We start from the raw sequence: 20,304 nt of genomic DNA on the forward strand, positions 1-20,304 counted from the left end.
CGTCTACCGGAGCGCCTACCAGAGGATCACCGGACTGAGCTTCCAGCCTGACCTGAGCGGTGCGACGATCCTCGACCGTATCCGGCAGAACCTGCAGCCCTATTTCTGAGACAGCCCCCGCGTTCAGCGAAGAGAGGATCGATTGCGCAGACCGAGACGTAAAGCGGAAGAGACACGAGAGGACATCCTGGCAACTGCGGAAACGCTCTTCAGGAAGCAGGGCATTGCCAAATCGTCTATTGCCGACATAGCTCAGCAGTTGGGAATGTCCCCCGCAAACGTCTTCAAGCACTTCCACACGAAGGGTGCGCTGGTGGACGCGATATGCGACCGTCATGTCCGCCGCATGGTCGATCGCTTCGGCAGCTTCGACGATCCGGCACCAGCACCGGGGCGCCTGCCGCTGGTCGTCTGCAAGCTGATGGAGGCGCATCTCCAAGATATCCGCGACAACCCGTTCTTCCTTGAACTGATCTTCCTGATGCCGAAGACCGATCTCGCCAGCGGGCAGCGCTACCGTGACCTTATCGAGGAACTGTTTCGAGATGTGATCAGGGACGGGATCGAGAGCGGCGTCTATCGTTGCGACAATCTCGACGCCGTGACCCAGCATGTGAGCGCGGCGTTTGCGAGCGTTCTGCACCCGGTCTTCCTCGCTGAAGCAACCGAAGAGGAGCTGAAGGCCCGCTGTGCGGGCATAGCGGGGCTTGTCAATGCTGCATTGCAAAGTCCGCTTGCAAAGTGACGATTTCCGATATACGTCACTTCCAGAACAGGATCTTCCCGAGCCGCTTCAAGCCAATCACATTCCTCCACCATGGCCCTCCGTTTCTTGCGGCTAAGGTGCGCTCACTTTACATTGCCGCAGCCTTTGGATGACGCTGATGAACAGACGTACTTTTCTCCTTCCTCTATTTCTGTCGCTTGCCCTGACGGCCTGCAGCGATGCAAAGCAGGGAACCGACGCACCTGCAGGAGGGAGCGCTGCGCAGGAGCGGCCTCCGACCCCCGTCAGCATCGTGACGATGGAGAAGGGAGATTTTCCCATCACCCGCATTCTGCCGGGCCGGGCTGCGGCTTTCCAGGAAACGGGCATCCGCCCGCGGGTTACGGGCGCCATCCGCGAGATCGCCTTCAAGGAAGGAAGCGCGGTCAAAGCCGGCGACCTGCTCTTCCAGATCGAGGACGATACGTACAGCGCCGCCCTTGCAGAGGCTCGCGCTTCCGTCGCCAAGGCTGAGGCTTCGATTCCGAGTGCCCAGGCCAACCTTGCTCGCTACGAGCGACTGGTGAACAGCGGGGCAACCCAGATCGAATTTGAGAACGCCCGCGTCACCCTGCTCCAGGCCGAAGCGGACGTGGCCCAGGCCAAGGCGGCGTTGCGCACTGCGGAAATCAATCTCGACCTCACAAAGATCCGTGCACCCTTCGATGGCGTGACCAGCATCTCGAACGTGAGCATCGGCAACATCGTCACTGCGAACCAGACTGATGCCTTGACCACGCTTCGCCAGCTCGATCCGATTTACATAGACCTCACCGAGTCCAGCACCAACCTCCTGGAGCTCCGCACGGCAATGGCATCGGGACGCCTGACCGGCGATCCGAGCGAGGCCGAGATGACCCTTAAGCTCGAGGATGGAACCATCTATCCCCACACGGGCAAGCTCGACATGTCGGAAATGGCGGTCAGCGAGACAACCGGGACCTACCAGATACGTGCGGTTTTTCCAAACCCTGACGAGATCATCCTACCCGGCATGTATGTACGGGCGGAGGTCACACTCGGCACGGAAGCCGGATACCTGATCCCGCAGAGAGCTGCCACGCGCAATGCGCGGGGGGAGCTTTCTGCGAAGTTCGCGACGAACGACAACAAAGTGGAAACCCGCGTATTTCCGGTGAGCCAGGTTTCTGGCAATAACTGGCTCGTCACCGATGGTGTCGCCGAAGGCGATCGTCTGATCGTCGACGGGTTTCAATGGATCGGCGATGGCGCCACGGTTGCACCCGTCGAGGCCACCGTGAATGAAAATGGTCTCGTTGTGACCGCGCCGACGGACGCGGCCGCCGAACCCGCCGCCCAGTGACGATCCTCGTCCTTCCAGAGATGCCGTAAGCCCGGCGCCAAGGGATTTTCAAATGGCCAAGTATTTTATCCGGCGGCCCGTATTTGCCTGGGTCATCGCAATCGTCATCATGCTCGGTGGCGCGCTCGCGATCTCGACGCTCTCGATCTCGCAGTATCCGGACATCGCCCCGACGACCGTTCGCGTCAGCGCATTCTATACGGGCGCAAGTGCGGAGACCGTCGAGAAGTCGGTCACCAGCATCATCGAGGACGGCATGACCGGCCTCGATGACCTGACATACATGACCTCGTCATCGAGCACCGGAAGCGCCTCGATCACACTTACCTTCGGCACCACGGTCGATCCTGAGATCGCCCAGGTGCAGGTGCAGAACAAGCTGCAGCTCGTTCAATCGCAGCTTCCCGACGTTGTTCAGCAGGCGGGAATCTCGGTGACGCGCTCGACATCGAGCATCCTGATGGTCGGCGCCCTCGTGTCGACCGACGGCAAGCGCAGTTCCGTCGACCTCGGCGACGTCTTCACGACCAGCATTGAAGACCAGATCAAGCGGCTCGAAGGGGTCGGCAGCATCGACATCTTCGGCTCCGGCTATGCCATGCGCATCTGGCTAGATCCGCTGAAGCTGCAGAAGTATCAGCTTACCCCCACGGACGTGACATCCGCCATTCAGGCGCAGAATACGCAGGTGTCGGTGGGCTCCCTCGGCGGCCAGCCGTCCGTGGCGGGCCAGCAGCTGACCGTTACCATGACCGCCCAGAGCCAGCTCACGACCGTCGACGACTTCGAGTCGATCATCCTCAAGGTCGAGCAGGACGGGGCGACGGTACGGTTGAGCGACGTCGCACGTGTCGAGATTGGGCAGGAAAGCTATGGTTCGAGCTCGCGGCAGAACGGCCTTCCCTCTACCGGTTTCGCCGTCAACCTTGCGACCGGTGCGAACGCGCTGGATACTGCGGATCGTGTGAAGGTTGCCTTGTCGGCGATCGCTCCTACCCTGCCCGAAGGCGTGGAGATCACCTATCCCTACGATACAACCCCCTTCGTCGAGCTTTCGATCGAGAAGGTCGTGCATACTCTGATCGAGGCGATCATTCTCGTCTTCGTCGTGCTTCTTATCTTCCTCCAGAACCTTCGCGCGACGCTGATCCCGATGATCGCGGTCCCAGTGGTGCTGCTTGGCACCTTCGGCATCCTGGCCCTCACCGGCTACTCAATCAACACGCTCACCATGTTCGCCATGGTGCTGGCGATCGGCCTTCTAGTGGACGACGCAATCGTTGTCGTTGAAAACGTCGAACGCATCATGGACGAAGAAGGGCTGCCGCCGCTGGAGGCGACGGAGAAATCCATGGGTGAGATCACCGGGGCGATAATCGGCATCGCCCTCGTCCTCACGGCAGTGTTCATTCCCATGGCCTTCTTCGGGGGCTCCACCGGCATCATCTACCGCCAGTTCTCGGTCACGATCGTGTCCGCAATGCTGCTCTCTGCGGTCGTTGCCATCGTTCTGACCCCGGCCCTCTGCGCGACCATGCTGAAGCCGATCGACCATCACAAGAAGGGTCGCGGCATCGGCGCATGGTTCAATCGTGGCTTCGATCGCTCCACCAAGGGCTATGTCTCGACGATCGGTTACCTTCTCAAGCGTCCCCTGCGGGTCGTGGTGGTCTTCGCCCTCGTCGTTGCCGGCTGCACCTGGCTCTTCACCCGCCTGCCGACCTCCTTCCTGCCGCAGGAAGACCAAGGCGTCCTGCTGACCATCGTCCAGACGCCGGCCGGCTCAACGACGGCGAGGACCGACGCGGTCGTCAAGCAGGTCGAGCAATACTTCCTGGAACAGGAAAAAGAGAATGTGTCTGACGTCTTCGGCGTTCTCGGTTTCAGCTTCGGCGGCAGTGGCCAGAACAACGCCATCGTCTTTACGAAATTGACCGACTTCGATCAGCGGACGGGCCCGGGCCAGTCAGCGGCGGAGATCGTGCAGCGCGCAAGCGGCTATTTCTTCACGCTGCGTGACGCACAGGTCTTCGCACTCCTTCCGCCTGCAATCCAAGGTCTCGGCACGTCGAGCGGCTTCTCCATGTACCTGGTGGATAGCGGGGGCAACGGCAACGATGCACTCACCGCCGTCTCACAGCAGTTGACACAGACGGCGACGACAAATCCGAACATCAGCTCGCTGCGCACCAACAGCCAGCGATCGGAGACGCAGCTCAAGATCCTGCTCGACCAGGAAAAGCTTGGGGCGATGGGGGTTGATCTCGCAACGGTCAACTCCATGCTTGCCACCATCTTCGCCGGGCGCGACGTCAATGACTTCACACTCAATAACGAATTGAAACCCGTCTACGTGCAGGCGGACGCTCCCTTCAGGATGCAGCCGGACGACCTGAAATACTGGTATGCGCGAAACAGCGCAGGTGAGATGGTGCCCTTCTCTTCGTTCAGCACCGTCCAATGGGTAGGCGGCACGCCGCAGCTTGCCCGCTACAATGGTACCAGTGCAATTTCCCTCGAGGGCGCTGCTGGCCCCGGCGTGAGTACTGGTCAGGCAATGGATGAAATGGAACGGCTGACGGCCGAGCTTCCCGGAGGCTATTCGGTCGCGTGGCAGGGCATCTCCTATCAGGAACGATTGTCAGGCTCGCAGGCGCCACTTCTCTACGCGCTGTCGGTGCTGATCGTCTTCCTTTGCCTTGCGGCGCTCTATGAGAGCTGGTCGGTACCTTTCTCCGTGATACTGGCCGTTCCAGTCGGCGTGCTCGGGGCTTTGGGGGCTGCCTATCTCTTCGGCCAGGCGAACGACGTCTACTTCAAGGTAGGGCTGCTTACGACGATCGGTCTTGCGGCGAAGAACGCGATCCTGATCGTCGAGTTCGCAAAGGACCGGCAAGAGCAGGGCAAGGGCCTCATTGAGGCGACGCTTGAAGCAGCACGCCTTCGCCTGCGCCCGATTGTCATGACGTCGCTTGCCTTCATCCTGGGGGTCGTGCCGCTGGCCGTCGCGACCGGCGCCGGTTCTGCAGCGCAAAATGCGATCGGCATCGGCGTCCTGGGGGGTATGCTTTCTGCAACACTGCTCGGAATTTTCTTCGTTCCCTCCTTCTTTGTTGTGGTCAGGCGGTTATCAAAGCGTGAAAAAGGCGAGATGACATCGTGACATCCGTTAACAGATGAGTAGCGTGTCCTCGCTAACGGGCTTTCGGTCCAGACGGGGAAGCGGCTCAGACGGTACGGGCGCACTCGTGTTTCTGATAGGGCATTTGGGACAAAGATTATGAGATCGATCCACGCAGCGGCTCCGCTCGCCTTGCTCCTCCTCTCCGGCTGCGTCGTCGGGCCCGAGCACACCCCCCCCGAAATCGCCCTCCCCGCCAAGTTCGCTGAGGGTTCGAGGACCAGCAATGGTGACGTCTCCACGGTAGCCTGGTGGACGGCCTTCAGCGACAGCCGGCTCAATGGTTATGTGGATCAGGGCCTGGCGCAGAACCTCAACGTTTTACAGGCGCTCGAGCGAATCAATCAGGCTCAGGCAGGCGTTGTCCAGGCCGGAGCAGGAGCTCTGCCCTCACTTGATTTGGGCGCACAGGCGGAGCGGAGTGGCACCGAGGACATCGGCGGCCCTCTGAGCCCCACGTCGACATCCGCGCAGACGACCGTCGCCGGTTCGCTAGACGCCTCCTGGTTCCTCGACCTCTTCGGCCTCTACAAGCGTTCCAAGCAGAGCGCACTGGCCCAGTTGGACGCTGCCTACGCGAGCGTCGATGTTGCCCGGCTGACACTGTTGTCGCAGCTGGTATCGGCCTATATCGACGTCCGTTATTATCAGGAGCGGATCGCGCTGGCGCGCCAGAACCTTTCTTCGCGCCGTGAAACGCTCGACCTGACCCGTCTGCAATTGGAGGCCGGTGCCGCCTCGCGCCTTGACGTCGTCCAGTCGGAAGGTTTGGTGAACAGCACGCTGGCTGAGTTGCCCAACCTGGAAACGCAGTTCCGACGGGCAGCCCACAGGGTTGCTACCCTGCTTGGTGTTCCCGCGTCCTCCCTTCTTCCCGAACTGCAGAGGGGTGCCCGTCAGCCCGTGGCACGCTTCAAGGTCAGCGCTGGCGTTCCTGCTGATCTGATTCGCAACCGTCCGGACATCCGCGCCGCCGAGCGGCAGTTGGCAGCGGCGGTCGCCGAGATCGGCGTCGCGCAGGCGCAGCTCTATCCGGCGATCAGCCTGGGCGGCTCGATCCGCCCCTCCTACACCCGCATCGCCGGCGGCTCCGAAAGCGGGATCCTGAGCTGGTCATTTGGACCGGGCCTCTCTCTGCCGATCTTTGACGGCGGCGCGCTGAAGGCAAACCTGAGCAGCGCCGAGTCCTCCGCACGAGAATCCTACCTCGCCTGGAAGGAAACAGTGCTTGGTGCGGTCGAAGAGGTCGAGAACGCGCTTGCCGCCGTAGCACGCGACGCACGTACGGTGGATGCCCTTCGCAATACCGTCCGCTCCTACGAGGAAGCGCTTGACCTGGCGACGGCCAGCTATCGCGATGGCGCCTCGTCGCTGCTTGACGTACTCGATGCACAGCGGCAGGTTTCGACGGCCCAGGCAAACCTCGCGCAGGCCGTCCAGCAGATGGCGCAGGATTTCGTGGCCTTGAACGTCGCCGTGGGCGGCGGCTATGCCTATGGCGCGCCAACTACGACCGTAGTTGCCTCGGCCGCGGCCATGCCGACGAAATAACGGAAGCATCATAGACAACAAAAAACCTCCGGTGCCGTAGCACCGGAGGTTTTCTTTTGATCGGTTGGCGTCGCTCAGTCCTTGGCGCGCTCGACGTAGGAATTGTCTTCTGTGGCAATCACGACGCGGGTACCGGCGTTGATGTGCGGCGGCACCATGGTGCGCAGACCATTGGAGAGCATGGCAGGCTTGTAGGACGAGGAAGCGGTCTGCCCCTTCACTACCGGCTCCGTCTCCGTGATCTCCAGCGTGACGTGCCGCGGCAGTTCCACGGCCAGCGGCACGCCTTCGTGGATGGACAGGATGCAGGTCATGCCTTCCTGGAGATAGGCCTTCTGGTCACCCATCGTCTCGACATCGACGACCACCTGGTCGTAGCTTTCGGGGTTCATGAAATGGAAGCCCTCGCCATCCTCGTAGAGGAACTGGAAGTTGACGTCTTCCACGAAGGCACGCTCGACCTGCTCGGTCGTACGCCAGCGCTCCGAAACCTTCACTCCGTCGACGATGCGGCGCATGTCCACCTGGGTGACAGGCGTGCCCTTGCCCGGGTGGAAGTTCTGCGCCGTGAGCACCACATAAAGCTTGCCGTCCACATCGAGGACGTTGCCCTTGCGGACGGAGGAAGCGATGACTTTGACCATGAGTATTCCCTTTTAGCTGCCGGCTTGTCACCGCCGGAGATGCGTCGTAGAGGACCGACAGGCCGATCCGGCGGACGGATAAGACTTTCTCGGCGCACCTAGCTCAAAAACCGCCAAATAGGAAGCCTTGGCCAGCAAGGCACCCCATAAAAGCTGACGATCAGGATCATCGCATGCCCCGCTCAGGTTCCACATCCGATCGCTCTCCCTGGTGGGAGCCGCAGGTGCATGCCGACCGTCGCCCGTTCCTCCTGGCGCGCAATCGCATACAGGCCGGCCTGCGCGCACACTTTCACGGCGAGGACTTCATCGAGATCGATCCCGCCGCCCTTCAGGCCTCGCCGGGAAACGAGACGCATCTTCATGCTTTTGCGACAGAGGCGGTGACGATCGACGGGCTCCGGTCTCCTCTCTATCTGCACACGTCTCCCGAGTTTGCCTGCAAGAAGCTGCTGACAGCCGGCGAACGGCGGATCTTCTCCTTCGCCCACGTCTATCGCAATCGCGAACGCGGTCCGCTTCACCACCCGGAGTTCACCATGCTGGAGTGGTACCGCGTTGATGAGGACTACCGGAAACTGATGGACGACTGCGCCGATCTGCTGGCATTGGCAGCGGAGGCAGCCGGAACGCGCCGCTTCAGCTATCGAGGCGCCAGTGTAGACCCCTTTGCGGAACCGGAGCGCATCACCCTGGCGGAGGCTTTCCACCGCTTTGCAGGCATCGATCTTCTTGCATCCATCACAGACGATGGGCAGACCGACCGCGAACAACTAGCCGACGGGCTCGTCCAGGCGGGTATCCGGTTTGCCGATGACGATACCTGGTCCGATCTCTTCAGTCGCGTCCTAGTGGAGAAAATCGAGCCGAACCTTGGCTTGGAGCGGTCCACGATCCTCTGCGAGTATCCGGCGGCGGAGGCAGCGCTTGCGCGACCTTCGCCGAATGATCCCCGGGTTGCCGAACGTTTCGAGCTCTACGCCTGCGGCGTCGAACTCGCAAATGCCTTCGGCGAACTCACCGATGCCGTCGAGCAGCGTCGGCGCTTCGAGCATGAGATGGCCGAGAAGGCACGCATCTACGGAGACAGCTATCCGATCGATGAGGATTTTCTGCGGGCTTTGCAGGGCATGCCGCAAGCAAGCGGTGCCGCGTTGGGATTCGACCGCCTCGTCATGCTTGCGACAGGCGCGAGCCGGATCGATGCAGTGATGTGGGCCCCAGTTGCGGAACCGCCACAATGACGCGATCCACGACACTCAAGTCGGCAGAAGATATTGTTGAGGCAGGACTCGCCGGTCGCGCCCAACTTGAAGACATCGAAACGGTCACGCGACGTTACGCACTGGCAATCACTCCCGATGTGGCGAAGCTGATCGATCCTGCCGATCCGGAAGATCCGATTGCCCGGCAGTTCGTCCCCAGTGCGCACGAGCTCGAGACCACGCCGGAAGAACGCGCCGATCCGATCGGTGACCATGCACACACCCCCGTAAGAGGCGTGGTGCACCGCTACCCGGACCGCGTGTTGCTGAAGGCGGTGCATCTATGTCCGGTCTACTGCCGCTTCTGCTTCCGAAGGGAAATGGTTGGGCCGCAGGGCGATGGCATGATGACGGCCGAGGAACTGGAGGCTGCTGTCGCCTATATCCGCTCCCGCGGTGAGATCTGGGAGGTCATCCTTACCGGCGGCGACCCGCTTGTATTGTCCCCTCGCCGGCTGCGAGAAATAATGCATGGCCTTGCCACCATCCCGCACGTGAAGATAGTGCGCTTTCACACAAGGGTGCCTGTCGTCGATCCTTGGGCCGTGAACGAGGATCTCGTCGATGCCCTCACGGCCAGCGGCAAGACCACCTACATCGCTCTTCATGCAAACCACCCCCGGGAGCTGACGGAAGCTGTCCGCTCCGCCTGCGCACGGATGATCGATCGCGGCATCGCGATGGTCAGCCAGACCGTTCTCCTCAAGGGCGTAAACGATGACCCGGCGCTTCTGGCGGACCTCATGCGGGCTTTCGTCGAGACGCGTGTGAAGCCCTACTACCTGCATCATCCGGATCTCGCCCCCGGCACCAGCCATTTTCGCCTCGACATTGCCGAAGGCCAGCGCATTCTGGCCGCCCTCCGTGGTCGGCTATCGGGCCTTTGTCAACCGACCTACGTGCTCGATATCCCCGGGGGCCATGGAAAGGCTCCGATCGGCGAATGTTCGATCCGCGCCGAGGACGGCGCCTATAGAGTAACCGACTTCGCAGGAGCGGAGCATGTTTACCCGCCAACTTCCTGAGGCGCTAGAAAGCCGTGCTGTATACATGCTTCACATCTGCGACGTTTGCTGCGCATATCCTTCCTCTTGGCGAACGCCGTCAATCAGTCGCCTAGACTCGCGTGTCAGTGACCCAATCACCACTGCTGGATCATCGGTTCCGGACGCTTCGCCAAGGGAAGACGAATATTTTCAGGACGCAAGGCAGCGCGATCAATCGGTAGCCTTCACGGCCAAGAGCTGAGGCCCTAGTATCCGCCGTGCTTGGGGCGCATGCGGCCACACCTGATTCGAGGCAGTGGATTTGATTGCACACCACATTTATGTATACAAATCCCATTCTAGGATGTCGGAGAGAATTCTATGACGAGCTATGTCCTGACCGTAACCTGCGATTCGACCCGTGGCGTCGTTGCCGCCATCTCGGGGTTCCTGGCGGAAAAGGGCTGCAACATCATCGACTCCTCGCAGTTCGACGACCTCGATACCGGCAAATTCTTCATGCGGATTTCCTTCATATCGGAGGAGGGAGCAACCCATCGCGAACTGGTGGAAGGATTCAATCCTGTCGCCGGCCGGTTCAAAATGGATTGGGAAATCTATGACGCCTCCGACCGGATGAAGGTCCTTTTGATGGTGTCGCGCTTCGGTCACTGCCTCAACGATCTACTCTATCGATGGAAGATCGGCGCGCTGCCCATCGACATCGTGGGCGTGGTCTCCAACCACTTCGATTATCAGAAGGTTGTGGTCAATCACGACATCCCCTTCCACCACATCAAGGTGACAAAGGAGAACAAGCCGCAGGCAGAAGCGCAGCTCCTGGAACTGGTCGAACAGACCGGCACCGAGCTCATTGTTCTTGCCCGTTATATGCAGGTCCTCTCCGATCAGTTGTGCGCGAAGATGTCTGGCAAGATCATCAACATACACCACTCATTCCTGCCAAGCTTCAAGGGTGCGAACCCTTACAAGCAGGCATACCAGCGCGGCGTGAAGCTGATCGGCGCGACGGCGCATTATGTCACCGCGGATCTCGACGAAGGCCCCATCATCGAACAGGACACCGTACGCATCACGCATGCGCAAAGCCCGGATGATTACGTCTCCCTCGGCCGGGATGTGGAGAGCCAGGTTCTTGCCCGCGCAATTCATGCCCACATCCACCGCCGGGTGTTCCTGAACGGCAACCGCACGATCGTCTTTCCGCCAAGCCCTGGAAGCTACGCATCAGAGCGCATGGGTTGATACACACGGAGCAGCAGCAGGAGGCATGCGGGCGGAGGTCACATTTATCTTCCCGCAAGCCTTGCGGGCCCGTTCTATAGCCTTATCTATCTCTGGCAGTAGCCACGGCGAATGCGCAATAGAATTCTCATTGCCGCCGCAGTTCTGTCATCGGAAAGAAAAATATCCTGTCTAAGGTGATTTTCGTTGCCGATGAATCCAATCCGGGTTACCGTCCGGATTGTTGGCGATTGCATTCGCCCGCAGAAGCGCAACCACCTAGGGAGAGTGACATGTTTGATATGATACGCGTCGCCACCTTTCGTCAGGTAGCGTTCAAAGTGAATGGCACGGAGCTTGCGTCTCTCATGTGCTGTCGAATGTAACGATCCGGATCACACTTTTCCAGAAAATTCATTCGTCAGAGCTGTCGCCGACAGCCACTGAGGAGTCTGCTCATGCAGAAGCAAGTCATTGAATACGGCGGCGAGCCAGTAGGGATCGTCGTTCCGGATGAAGACAGGCTGAAGTTCATCGCCGTCAAGTTTCACGTCATTGATCTCGACGAACGCCGGTTCAGGTCGGCGGACGAGGTGCGGCTGGCCATCCGTGATCTGGTACGCGGCCGCAATGCCGACGCGGCAATCCATGTCTAGTGCCTGCCTCACCCGCGACGCTGTTCCGCAAATCGGACGGCGTCGCTTCTTCTAGAACGCCGTGAAGGTGAGCGTGGTCAGAGAGCGTTCTATCCCCGGAATCGCTGCAATCTTCTCGTTCACGAAGCGCCCCACCTCGTCGCCCTCCTTGATGTAGATCTTGAGCAGCAAATCCCAGTCACCGCTGGTTGAATACAGTTCGGACACCAGTTCGGTCTTGTAGATAGCGTCTGCCACCTCATACGTCTTTCCTGGCTTGCATCTGAGCTGAACGAAGATCGGCTTCATGTCCTGTCCTTATCGGTTGCCGCGCCGCGAGGGCACGCTTTCGATCAACTATTGGCCCATGCCTTCGTCCACTTCAACCCGGGCCTGCGCCCCCTCCTCGCCGGCTTCGTTCAAGAGCCATGTTTTGAACGAGGCAAATGGCGGATAATCAGCCCGCTCGGCAGGATGGGCGAGATAATAACTGCCCGTCTCCCGGTGTCTTGCATCCGTCGCCATCACCAGACGGCCCATATCGAGCTCGGGCGCGATCAGGAATGCCGGAAGAAGTGCGGCCCCCATTCCGGCTGCCGCGGCCTCGACGATGGTCATGTACTGATCAAACAGCATCCCGTGAAGCTGATCGAACCCCACGCCCTCACTCCTGAACCAGTTCTCCCAGGCATCGGGACGGCTACTCAGATGCAGCAAGGGCACCTCCAGAAGATCAGCAGGGCGCCGCAGTCCGAAGCGCGCCTGGAAGTCGGCACTGCACACCGCCACCGTCTGCTCCTTCATCAGCAAGGTCAGTTCCGCTCCTGGCCAACGCCCTTCGCCGAAATGGATGGCAGCATCGATCGAGTCGAAGCGAAAATCGAAGGGCTCAAGGCGGCTGATCAGGTTGACCGCCACGTCCGGATTACGGTCCAGAAAACGGCCCAAACGAGGCGCGAGCCAGCGGGCGCCGAACAGCGGAAGGACAGCGATATTGATGACGCCTCCCTTTGGATGGGCCCGCAGGTTGAGGGAGGCGGTGGAAATGCGCCGAAGCCCCTCCCGTATTTCGCGAGCGTATCCGTCGCCGGCAAGGGTCAATCTGATCGTCTGCCGCTCCCGTCTGAAAAGCGGGACCCCCAGTTGCTTCTCGAGAGATGAAATCTGCCGGCTGACGGCGCTCTGGGTAAGGCCAAGCTCATTGGCAGCCGCAGTGATGCTGCCGGTGCGGGCAGCCGCCTCGAAGGCAGCCAGCAGAGAGAACGAGGGCAGAAATCGCCTGGGCGGCAGCACGTCATTCCTCCGTTGAATGACCTATTGAGAAACTGTCGATATTCACGTTGGTGCCGCCTCTGTAAAGTCCGTTCGGAATTTCATCCGGAACCTTTGAAATGCTCAATGACCCGCGCTCCCACGGACTGTGGGAAATGACTGCACCACCAGCACCCTCCACAGAAATGCTGCAGGAAGGCGTATCCGCCCAGGTCGCGATTGTCGGCGGCGGCTACACTGGTCTGTCCGCAGCGCTGCACCTAGCCGAAGCCGGAGCCGATGTCGTGCTTCTGGAGGCTCAGGAATTCGGCTTCGGGGGAGCCGGGCGGAATGTCGGTCTGATCAATGCGGGCATGTGGGTCATGCCGGACGATTTTCCGAAGGAACTGGGACCGCAGTACGGAGAGCGTTTGCTGGAACTGCTCGGTAACGGTCCCTACCTCGTGCGCGATCTCATCGACCGTCACAACATTCCTTGCGAGCTCGAGCGCAACGGGACCCTGCATCTCGCTGTCGGAGACGAGGGGCTGAAGGAACTCGCGGAACGGGCGGCGCAATGGCAGACGCGAGGTGCACCGGTTTCCCTGCTGGATGCTGTCGAGACCGAACGCCGGGTGGGGTCCGCTGCCTATGCGGGCTCCATGCTCGACATGCGGGCCGGCACCCTGCAGCCCCTTGCCTATGCCCGCGGGTTAGCACGGGCCGCCATCGACGCGGGTGCCCGGCTTTACAGCAAGAGTGCGGTACTTGATCATCAGGAACGGAACGGCGCACACGTCCTGCGCACCGCTCGGGGTGAGGTCAGGGCGGATTGGGTTATCGTCGCCAGCGAAGCCTATAGTTCCGGCCCGTGGGAAGTCATCCGCAAGGAGCAGGTCTATCTCCCCTACTTCAATCTCGCCACCACTCCGCTGCCCCGGGAACAGCAACAGCTGATCCTGCGCGGCCGCGAAGGGTGCTGGGACACCAGGGAAATCCTCTCCTCGTTTCGCATGGACCAGGCGGGCCGGCTGGTCTTCGGCAGCGTCGGCGCCTTGCGCGGCACCGGAACATCCATTCACAAGGCATGGGCTCGCCGATCCATCCGCCGGATCTTCCCGCAGATTGCCGATATCCCCTTCGAGGCCGAATGGTATGGCATGATCGGAATGACCGACAACGCCCTGCCCCGCCTCCACAAGTTCGCGCCGAATGTTCTCGGCTTCTGCGGCTATAATGGTCGCGGCATTTCCCCCGGCACGACCTTCGGCAAGATCCTTGCGGAGCACATCCTCGGCCGCGTTGCCGAGAAGGATCTGCCGCTGCCGATCACCGATCCGAAGTTGCCGGCGGTCCGCTCGGTCAAGGAGGCCTATTACGAACTCGGTGCGCAGGTCGCGCACTTCGCTGGTGAGCGCTTCTGATTGCAGAAGCGCCGCCGATCAGTACATTGACCGCAATTCGACATCCGGAAGGACTGACATGACGCTTGCCAATCTCGATCTCACCCAGGACGTGAAGAAGATCTTCAGCGAACTCGGCATCAAGCCCGAAAGCTATACCGGTGGGACCCTTGCTGTTCGCTCCCCGATTACCGGTCAGGAGATCGGCAGGCTTCCGGAGATCACGGCCACGGATGCCGCTGCAGCGATTGAAAAAGCCCATGCGGCCTTCCTCGAGTGGCGCCTCGTGCCGGCGCCGAAGCGGGGCGAACTGGTCCGCCTTCTGGGCGAGGAATTACGTGCTTCCAAGGAAGCCCTTGGCCGTCTGGTGTCCATCGAAGTCGGCAAGATCACCTCGGAAGGTCTGGGCGAAGTTCAGGAAATGATCGACATCTGCGACTTTGCGGTCGGTCTGTCCCGCCAGCTTTACGGCCTGACGATCGCGACCGAGCGGGCCGATCACCGCATGATGGAAACATGGCACCCGCTTGGCGCCATCGGCATCATCTCCGCCTTCAACTTCCCGGTCGCGGTCTGGTCCTGGAACGCAGCGCTGGCACTCGTCTGCGGCAATGCGACGGTGTGGAAGCCATCTGAGAAGACACCGCTGACCGCACTGGCAACTCAGGCGATCTTCGAACGGGCCCTTTCCCGCTACGTCGCCGAACGCAATACGGCTCCGGAGAACCTTTCCACCCTGCTGATCGGGGGACGGGAGATCGGCGAGGTACTGGTCGACCATGAGAAGGTACCGCTCGTTTCCGCAACCGGTTCAACGGCCATGGGCCGCGCGGTCGGCCCGCGTCTGGCGCAGCGCTTTGCGCGCTCGCTGCTCGAACTGGGCGGCAACAATGCGGCCATCGTCGCTCCGACGGCAGATCTCGACCTGACGCTCCGGGGTGTGGCCTTCGCCGCCATGGGAACGGCTGGCCAGCGTTGCACGACGCTGCGGCGCCTTTTCGTCCATGACAGCGTCTACGAAACGCTCGTACCGCGGCTCGCCAAGGCCTATCAGTCGGTCACCATCGGCAACCCGCTCGAAGGTGGCAATCTGGTGGGACCGCTGATCGACAAGGCTGCATTCGAGAAGATGCAGAAGGCGCTGGAAGCCGCCAAGTTCGCCGGCGGCAAAGTGACCGGCGGCGAAAGGGTAAATCAGGATAACGCCGCGGACGCATACTATGTCCGTCCCGCAATCATCGAGATGCCAACACAGACCGGACCCGTTCTGGAAGAAACCTTCGCGCCAATCCTCTATGTCATGAAGTACAGCGACTTCGAGGATGCCTTGCGGCTTCACAACGACGTGCCGCAGGGCCTCTCCTCATCCATCTTCACGAATGATATGCGCGAGGCCGAAACCTTCCTTTCCGACCGAGGCTCCGATTGCGGCATCGCCAACGTTAACATCGGCCCCTCCGGTGCCGAGATCGGCGGCGCCTTCGGAGGTGAGAAGGAAACGGGCGGCGGGCGCGAGTCCGGCTCGGACGCCTGGAAGGCCTACATGCGTCGTGCAACCAATACCTTGAACTACGGGCGCACCCTCCCGCTTGCCCAGGGCGTCAAGTTCGACGTCATCTGAGGCATGCCGGGACCGCTCAACCTCCTGACCGATATCGAGGGTGTGGCCGTCGGCCACGCCACTGATCTCGTTCTCGGCTCAGGCGTGACGGCGGTTGTCTTCGACAAGCCGGCGATCGCTTCGGGGACAGTCCTGGGCGGCGCTCCCGGAGGACGGGAGACGTCGCTCCTCGACCCTTCGATGACGGTCGAGACAGTGGATGCCTTCGTCCTGTCGGGCGGCTCCGCGTTCGGTCTCGACGCCGCCGGTGGGGTCCAGTCGGGCCTGCGGGAGATCGGCCGCGGCTTTCCCGTCGGTGACGTTCGTGTTCCCATCGTCCCGCAGGTGATCCTGATGGACCTCCTGAACGGCGGCGACAAGAGCTGGGGCCTTCATTCGCCTTATCGCGACATGGGTTATGAAGCATTCAAGGCGGCAACGGGCGGCGCTTTTCCTCTTGGTACAGTGGGTGCCGGCACGGGGGCGACGACAGCAACGGTCAAGGGCGGGCTGGGATCCGCCAGCGCAGTGACCTCCAGCGGCCATGTCGTCGCGGCACTGGTCGCAACCAACGCATTGGGTTCCGCGACCGTTGGCGATGGACCGCATTTCTGGGCAGCGCCCTACGAGGTCGACAACGAGTTCGGCAGACTGGGCTTACCGTTTCCCGCTCGCACCGATTTCCGCATCAAGGGCGTGAGAATCACGGCGACGACAATCGGCGTAGTGGTCACCGATGCAGTCCTGACCAAGGCACAGGCCCACCGGCTGTCCCTGGCTGCGCATGATGGCCTTGCGCGTGCCATCGTGCCGGTTCACCTGCCCTTTGACGGCGACACTGTGTTTTCTGCGGCAACCGCCGAGAAAGAGGTGAAGGAGGCGCGGGACCTGATGGAAATACTCCATCTGGCAGCGCTGGTTACCTCGCGCGCCATCGCACGCGGGGTTTTCGAGGCAACTGCTTTGCCGGTGGCGAACGCTCAGCCGTCGTGGCGAGATCGCTTCGGCAGCAGCGTCAGCAAGTGAACTTCGCCAGAGCAGTTTCCACACGCCCCCATTGATCGTCGGCTGGAAGCCCAAGGCGCAGTTCCTCCGGTCGATCTGCGAAACGTCGGACGAAGACGCCTTCCTGACCGAGGGTATGGAAGATCCGCTGGGCCTCGGCGTGACGAACGAAGCGAAACAGGGATGTTCCGCCCACCACGGATATGCCTCGTTGTTCAAACAACGCATCAAGGCGAACAGCACTCCGGTGCAACCGTTCCCGCATCGCACGTTTCCACTCCTTGTCCACTAGCGCCTCGCTGCCAATGCGGAGGGCGGGCCCAGACACCGACCAGGGCCCAAGCTCATCTTCGATTCGCGCAATCAGACCGGGATGCGAGATCGCAAAGCCGAGCCGGACGCCGGCCATCCCGTAGAACTTGCCGAAAGACCGCAGCACCAGCAGTCCTCCGCTATCCACAGCATCCGCGACACTTTCGCTGTCGGAGGCATCCTGAAAGGCCTCGTCGACCACCAGAAGACCTCCCTTTTCACGTAACCGCGCTGCGAGTTCGAGAAGCTGCGGCCGGGGGACGATCCGCCCGGTCGGGTTGTTGGGATTGACGGTAACTGCAAGATCCGCCTCGAGAAGCCTTTCGGGGTCGTTGACCTCCCTTACGTCGTATCCCGCCAACCTGGCCGCCCGTGCATGCTCCGCATAGGTCGGAGAGAGGATCGCGGCTTTCCCCCCATTCTTCAGAAGTCTCGCCACGATGGGCAGAAGGATCTGCGTGCCCGGTCCCGCTGCGACATGCGCGGCGGACGGTGCGCCGTAGGAACGGGCGGCCGCTTCCTTCAGCCTTCCCAGGTCCTCCGGGTCCGGCAATCGCGAGAAGGCATTGCCCGGCAACGGCGAATGCGGATAGGAGTTCGGGTTGATGCCGGTGGAGAGATCGATCCAGGGCTCGGGCGCGTGGGGAAACAGCGCACGGGCACGCGCAAGATTGCCGCCGTGCTCGATTTTACCGCCCAAGGAAATTCCAGCTGCCATCGGCTCCATGTACCTTTCTCTCGCCTTCCTCGCCCTGCTGACAGAACGCATCTTCGGTTATCCCGACTGGGTATATCGCCTGATCGGGCATCCCGTCACTTGGATTGGCAAACTCATCTCAGCACTGGATGCACGATGGAACAGGGAAGGCGATACGCCCTCGCATCGCAGGCTGTGGGGCATCTTCGCTCTCGCCGTTGTACTGGCAGTGGTTGTTTCGCTGTCTCTGCTGCTCGAGAGCCTGCTGCTGGCCGTCCCGTTTGGCTTCATTCTAGTTGTGTTGGTTGCGGCCAGTCTTCCTGCCCAGCGAAGCTTGGAGCAACATGTCGAGGCTGTTGCAGCTGCGATGGAGATGGGAGGCTTGCCCGCTGGACGGCGATCAGTCTCGATGATCGTCGGGCGCGATCCGGAGAACCTCGATTCACCCGCCGTATGCCGCGCTGCCATCGAAAGCCTTGCGGAAAACTTCTCGGACGGGATCGTCGCTCCCGCATTCTGGCTCGGGGTCGGCGGACTTGCGGGTGGCGTAGCATACAAGGCCATCAACACGGCCGACAGCATGATTGGCCATCGGACTGACCGTCATGAGGCGTTCGGCTGGGCGTCGGCACGCTTCGATGATCTGGTGAACCTGCCCGCGTCGCGCCTGAGCGGCGTACTTTTCGTCGTCGCGGCCTGCCTGGTCCCCGGGGCCTCGCCAAGTCGCGCAATCGCTGCCATTCGACGCGATGCTAGATACCACCGCTCGCCGAACGCGGGTTGGCCGGAGGCAGCGATGGCCGGAGCATTGGGCGTCGCTCTTGCCGGACCGCGAAGCTATGGCGGCCACATGATCGAGGTCCGCTTCATGGGCGAAGGTGGCCGGACGAATCTCGACGCCTCCGATATCCGTCGCGCCCTTCGGGTCGCAAGGGTCGCCGACGCGCTGCTGATCGGCATCTTCGGGCTGGCAGCCCTGGCTATCTTGCGAGCCTGAGCAGTCCCGTCAGGTCGAGATGCTGTTCCATGTGGGCTGCAAGCCGATCCAGGATCGCATCGATGCCAGCTTCATAGTCCATTCCAGCAGGTTCGGCACCGAGTCGCCGCAGCCAGGCCGTCCGCTGGCGGTCGTTTGTGAAGAGCCCATGCAGGTAGGTGCCTACAACCTGCCCATCCGCGGACATGGCTCCGTCCGTCGATCCCGAGAACTCGGCAAAGCGTCGCGCACAATCAGGCCCAGTGGTTCGCCCGATATGCATCTCGTATCCCTGTAGCGGCTCATCGTCGAAGCTTCGTCCCGTTACCGACTCCAGTCTCTTGTCGCCGGCAAGCACCGTATCCACCTGAAGTAGACCGAGCCCCTCGACGCGATCAGACGTGCCTTCAATGCCCTCGGGATCGGCGATGGTACGCCCGAGCATCTGATAGCCGCCGCACAGACCGAGCACCCGCCCTCCCCTGCGCACATGTGCGCGAATGTCGACGTCAAGTCCGCTCGCCTTCAGCACCTGAAGGTCCGCAATCGTCGCCTTGGAGCCCATGAGCAGCACGAGATCACAGTCTCCTGGTATGGTCTGGTCCGGCCGCAGACGAACCAGCTCCACATCCGGCTCGGCGTCGAGTGGGTCCAGATCGTCGAAGTTCGAGACATGGGGCAGGATCGGTACGGCAATCCTGACCTTGGCGCCGGTCTTTCTCGTTCTTTCAACGTGAACGCCGAGCGCATCCTCCGCAGGCAGACGGACCGCATCCGCGAAGAAGGGCAGTAGGCCGATGGCCTCCCAGCCTGTCAGGCTGCTGATCGTCGCCATCCCATCGGCAAACAGGGAGGGATCGCCCCGGAAGCGGTTGATGATGAAACCCTCGATCATCCGGGCGTCGTCTGGTGGAAGGACGAGCTTAGTACCGGCAATACTGGCAATCACGCCGCCGCGGTCGATGTCGCCGATCAGGATGACCGGGACATCGGCCTCGCGTGCGAAACCCATATTGGCGATGTCATTGCGGCGTAGATTGACCTCGGAAGCACTGCCGGCTCCTTCCACCAAAACAAGATCCGCCTGCTCCTTCAGGATGCCGAAACTTTCCATCACCCGCGGCATGAGCGTCGGCTTGATCGTTTGGTACTCCGCTGCTTTTGCATTCCCCGACACGCGCCCCTGGACGACCAGTTGCGCACCCACCTCGCTCTGCGGCTTGAGCAGAACCGGGTTCATGTGGACGCTCGGAGAAACGCCGGCTGCTCTTGCCTGCAGGGCCTGAGCACGGCCGATCTCGCCGCCGTCTTCAGTGACGGCGGCATTATTGGACATGTTCTGCGGCTTGAACGGCAAGACTCGCAGCCCGCGCAGCGTGAAGGCGCGGGCAAGCCCCGCCACGACCAGAGACTTGCCCACATCGGAGCCTGTCCCCTGGAACATCAGCGCCCGGGCGGCCATG

At 61.5% G+C, this 20,304-nt stretch carries 18 protein-coding genes (1 of these 18 only partly in view); 13 read left to right on the plus strand and 5 right to left on the minus strand.

The genetic code is table 11. The annotated features are described in order from the left end of the window. The 5 genes from NT26_RS14775 to NT26_RS14795 form a co-directional block, all read left to right on the plus strand. Positions 1–109: the final stretch of a phosphoribosylaminoimidazolesuccinocarboxamide synthase gene (locus NT26_RS14775; protein ID WP_052639788.1), read on the plus strand. The gene continues 833 nt to the left of window position 1, outside the view; 109 of the gene's 942 nt are visible here — the last part of the coding sequence; its start codon lies beyond the left edge, outside the window; it ends in the stop codon at positions 107–109. 33 nt (positions 110–142) lie between these two features. Next, entirely contained in the window at positions 143–745 is a 603-nt protein-coding gene (locus NT26_RS14780) for a TetR/AcrR family transcriptional regulator (protein WP_065814539.1), read from the plus strand. Between the two features lie 139 nt (positions 746–884). Continuing rightward, positions 885–2,090 (plus strand): efflux RND transporter periplasmic adaptor subunit, encoded by a 1,206-nt coding sequence (locus tag NT26_RS14785; RefSeq protein WP_052639792.1) that lies wholly within the window; start codon positions 885–887, stop codon positions 2,088–2,090. 52 nt (positions 2,091–2,142) lie between these two features. Continuing rightward, the gene (locus tag NT26_RS14790; protein ID WP_052639795.1) at positions 2,143–5,253 is read left to right on the plus strand and encodes an efflux RND transporter permease subunit; all 3,111 of its coding nucleotides are present in this window, start codon (positions 2,143–2,145) and stop codon (positions 5,251–5,253) included. Between the two features lie 117 nt (positions 5,254–5,370). Then, positions 5,371–6,822, plus strand: a complete 1,452-nt coding sequence (locus tag NT26_RS14795) for an efflux transporter outer membrane subunit (protein WP_052639797.1) — start codon at positions 5,371–5,373, stop codon at positions 6,820–6,822. A gap of 74 nt (positions 6,823–6,896) precedes the next feature. On the opposite strand, the gene efp is transcribed toward NT26_RS14795, so the two are convergent. Next, complete coding sequence (gene efp, locus NT26_RS14800) at positions 6,897–7,466, minus strand: elongation factor P (protein ID WP_052639801.1); 570 nt, start codon at positions 7,464–7,466, stop codon at positions 6,897–6,899. A gap of 173 nt (positions 7,467–7,639) precedes the next feature. On the opposite strand from efp, the gene epmA reads away from it, so the two are divergent. The 4 genes from epmA to NT26_RS14820 all read left to right on the plus strand — a co-directional run bounded on the left by epmA (position 7,640) and on the right by NT26_RS14820 (position 11,618). Continuing rightward, positions 7,640–8,710, plus strand: coding sequence for an EF-P lysine aminoacylase EpmA (epmA, locus tag NT26_RS14805; protein WP_052639803.1), 1,071 nt, complete (start codon positions 7,640–7,642; stop codon positions 8,708–8,710). Then, positions 8,707–9,756: a lysine-2,3-aminomutase-like protein gene (locus tag NT26_RS14810; RefSeq protein WP_052639805.1), complete on the plus strand. Its 1,050-nt coding sequence runs from the start codon at positions 8,707–8,709 to the stop codon at positions 9,754–9,756. Before epmA ends, NT26_RS14810 begins: the two co-directional genes overlap by 4 nt. A 342-nt stretch (positions 9,757–10,098) precedes the next feature. Beyond that, positions 10,099–10,983: a formyltetrahydrofolate deformylase gene (purU, locus tag NT26_RS14815; protein WP_052639807.1), complete on the plus strand. Its 885-nt coding sequence runs from the start codon at positions 10,099–10,101 to the stop codon at positions 10,981–10,983. 437 nt (positions 10,984–11,420) lie between these two features. Beyond that, positions 11,421–11,618 carry a hypothetical protein gene (locus NT26_RS14820; RefSeq protein WP_052639809.1) on the plus strand — a complete coding sequence of 66 codons (198 nt, stop codon included), beginning with the start codon at positions 11,421–11,423 and terminating at the stop codon, positions 11,616–11,618. Positions 11,619–11,669: 51 nt separating this feature from the next. Here the strand turns inward: NT26_RS14820 and NT26_RS14825 are convergent, their stop codons facing one another. Both NT26_RS14825 and NT26_RS14830 read right to left on the minus strand, forming a co-directional pair. Beyond that, positions 11,670–11,906 carry an Lrp/AsnC ligand binding domain-containing protein gene (locus NT26_RS14825; RefSeq protein ID WP_052639811.1) on the minus strand — a complete coding sequence of 79 codons (237 nt, stop codon included), beginning with the start codon at positions 11,904–11,906 and terminating at the stop codon, positions 11,670–11,672. Between the two features lie 48 nt (positions 11,907–11,954). Then, positions 11,955–12,890: a LysR family transcriptional regulator gene (locus NT26_RS14830; RefSeq protein WP_052639813.1), complete on the minus strand. Its 936-nt coding sequence runs from the start codon at positions 12,888–12,890 to the stop codon at positions 11,955–11,957. A gap of 98 nt (positions 12,891–12,988) precedes the next feature. Between NT26_RS14830 and NT26_RS14835 the strand changes: the two genes are divergently transcribed. Genes NT26_RS14835 through NT26_RS14845 form a run of 3 tightly spaced genes read left to right on the plus strand, consistent with a single transcriptional unit; the run spans position 12,989 to position 16,877 of the window. Then, complete coding sequence (locus NT26_RS14835; protein WP_052639815.1) at positions 12,989–14,272, plus strand: NAD(P)/FAD-dependent oxidoreductase; 1,284 nt, start codon at positions 12,989–12,991, stop codon at positions 14,270–14,272. Positions 14,273–14,330: 58 nt separating this feature from the next. After that, positions 14,331–15,872 (plus strand): L-piperidine-6-carboxylate dehydrogenase, encoded by a 1,542-nt coding sequence (gene amaB, locus NT26_RS14840; RefSeq protein ID WP_052639817.1) that lies wholly within the window; start codon positions 14,331–14,333, stop codon positions 15,870–15,872. A 3-nt stretch (positions 15,873–15,875) separates the two neighbouring features. Beyond that, positions 15,876–16,877: a P1 family peptidase gene (locus NT26_RS14845; RefSeq protein ID WP_052639819.1), complete on the plus strand. Its 1,002-nt coding sequence runs from the start codon at positions 15,876–15,878 to the stop codon at positions 16,875–16,877. On the opposite strand, the gene cobD is transcribed toward NT26_RS14845, so the two are convergent. Continuing rightward, the gene (gene cobD / locus NT26_RS14850; protein WP_244467619.1) at positions 16,867–17,895 is read right to left on the minus strand and encodes a threonine-phosphate decarboxylase CobD; all 1,029 of its coding nucleotides are present in this window, start codon (positions 17,893–17,895) and stop codon (positions 16,867–16,869) included. The genes NT26_RS14845 and cobD overlap by 11 nt on opposite strands. Here cobD and cbiB point away from each other — a divergent pair. Further along, on the plus strand, positions 17,894–18,862 hold the full coding sequence (gene cbiB / locus NT26_RS14855) for an adenosylcobinamide-phosphate synthase CbiB (RefSeq protein WP_052639821.1): 969 nt from the start codon (positions 17,894–17,896) through the stop codon (positions 18,860–18,862). The genes cobD and cbiB overlap by 2 nt on opposite strands. On the opposite strand, the gene NT26_RS14860 is transcribed toward cbiB, so the two are convergent. Then, positions 18,846–20,303: a cobyric acid synthase gene (locus NT26_RS14860; RefSeq protein ID WP_052639823.1), complete on the minus strand. Its 1,458-nt coding sequence runs from the start codon at positions 20,301–20,303 to the stop codon at positions 18,846–18,848. The genes cbiB and NT26_RS14860 overlap by 17 nt on opposite strands. Position 20,304 lies beyond the last annotated feature (1 nt).

Origin of the sequence: Pseudorhizobium banfieldiae (assembly GCF_000967425.1) — a bacterium.
Taxonomy (GTDB): domain Bacteria; phylum Pseudomonadota; class Alphaproteobacteria; order Rhizobiales; family Rhizobiaceae; genus Neorhizobium; species Neorhizobium banfieldiae.

What these genes read in the sequence shown, in the direction of transcription:
- NT26_RS14845 (WP_052639819.1), top strand. Translation starts at nt 15,876, where the DNA reads ATGCCGGGACCGCTCAACCTCCTGACCGATATCGAGGGTGTGGCCGTC.
- purU (WP_052639807.1), top strand. Translation starts at nt 10,099, where the DNA reads ATGACGAGCTATGTCCTGACCGTAACCTGCGATTCGACCCGTGGCGTC.
- NT26_RS14790 (WP_052639795.1), top strand. Translation starts at nt 2,143, where the DNA reads ATGGCCAAGTATTTTATCCGGCGGCCCGTATTTGCCTGGGTCATCGCA.
- NT26_RS14860 (WP_052639823.1), bottom strand. Translation starts at nt 20,303, where the DNA reads ATGGCCGCCCGGGCGCTGATGTTCCAGGGGACAGGCTCCGATGTGGGC.
- epmA (WP_052639803.1), top strand. Translation starts at nt 7,640, where the DNA reads ATGCCCCGCTCAGGTTCCACATCCGATCGCTCTCCCTGGTGGGAGCCG.
- NT26_RS14810 (WP_052639805.1), top strand. Translation starts at nt 8,707, where the DNA reads ATGACGCGATCCACGACACTCAAGTCGGCAGAAGATATTGTTGAGGCA.
- efp (WP_052639801.1), bottom strand. Translation starts at nt 7,466, where the DNA reads ATGGTCAAAGTCATCGCTTCCTCCGTCCGCAAGGGCAACGTCCTCGAT.
- NT26_RS14825 (WP_052639811.1), bottom strand. Translation starts at nt 11,906, where the DNA reads ATGAAGCCGATCTTCGTTCAGCTCAGATGCAAGCCAGGAAAGACGTAT.
- NT26_RS14785 (WP_052639792.1), top strand. Translation starts at nt 885, where the DNA reads ATGAACAGACGTACTTTTCTCCTTCCTCTATTTCTGTCGCTTGCCCTG.
- NT26_RS14795 (WP_052639797.1), top strand. Translation starts at nt 5,371, where the DNA reads ATGAGATCGATCCACGCAGCGGCTCCGCTCGCCTTGCTCCTCCTCTCC.
- amaB (WP_052639817.1), top strand. Translation starts at nt 14,331, where the DNA reads ATGACGCTTGCCAATCTCGATCTCACCCAGGACGTGAAGAAGATCTTC.
- cbiB (WP_052639821.1), top strand. Translation starts at nt 17,894, where the DNA reads ATGTACCTTTCTCTCGCCTTCCTCGCCCTGCTGACAGAACGCATCTTC.
- NT26_RS14820 (WP_052639809.1), top strand. Translation starts at nt 11,421, where the DNA reads ATGCAGAAGCAAGTCATTGAATACGGCGGCGAGCCAGTAGGGATCGTC.
- NT26_RS14835 (WP_052639815.1), top strand. Translation starts at nt 12,989, where the DNA reads ATGCTCAATGACCCGCGCTCCCACGGACTGTGGGAAATGACTGCACCA.
- cobD (WP_244467619.1), bottom strand. Translation starts at nt 17,895, where the DNA reads ATGGAGCCGATGGCAGCTGGAATTTCCTTGGGCGGTAAAATCGAGCAC.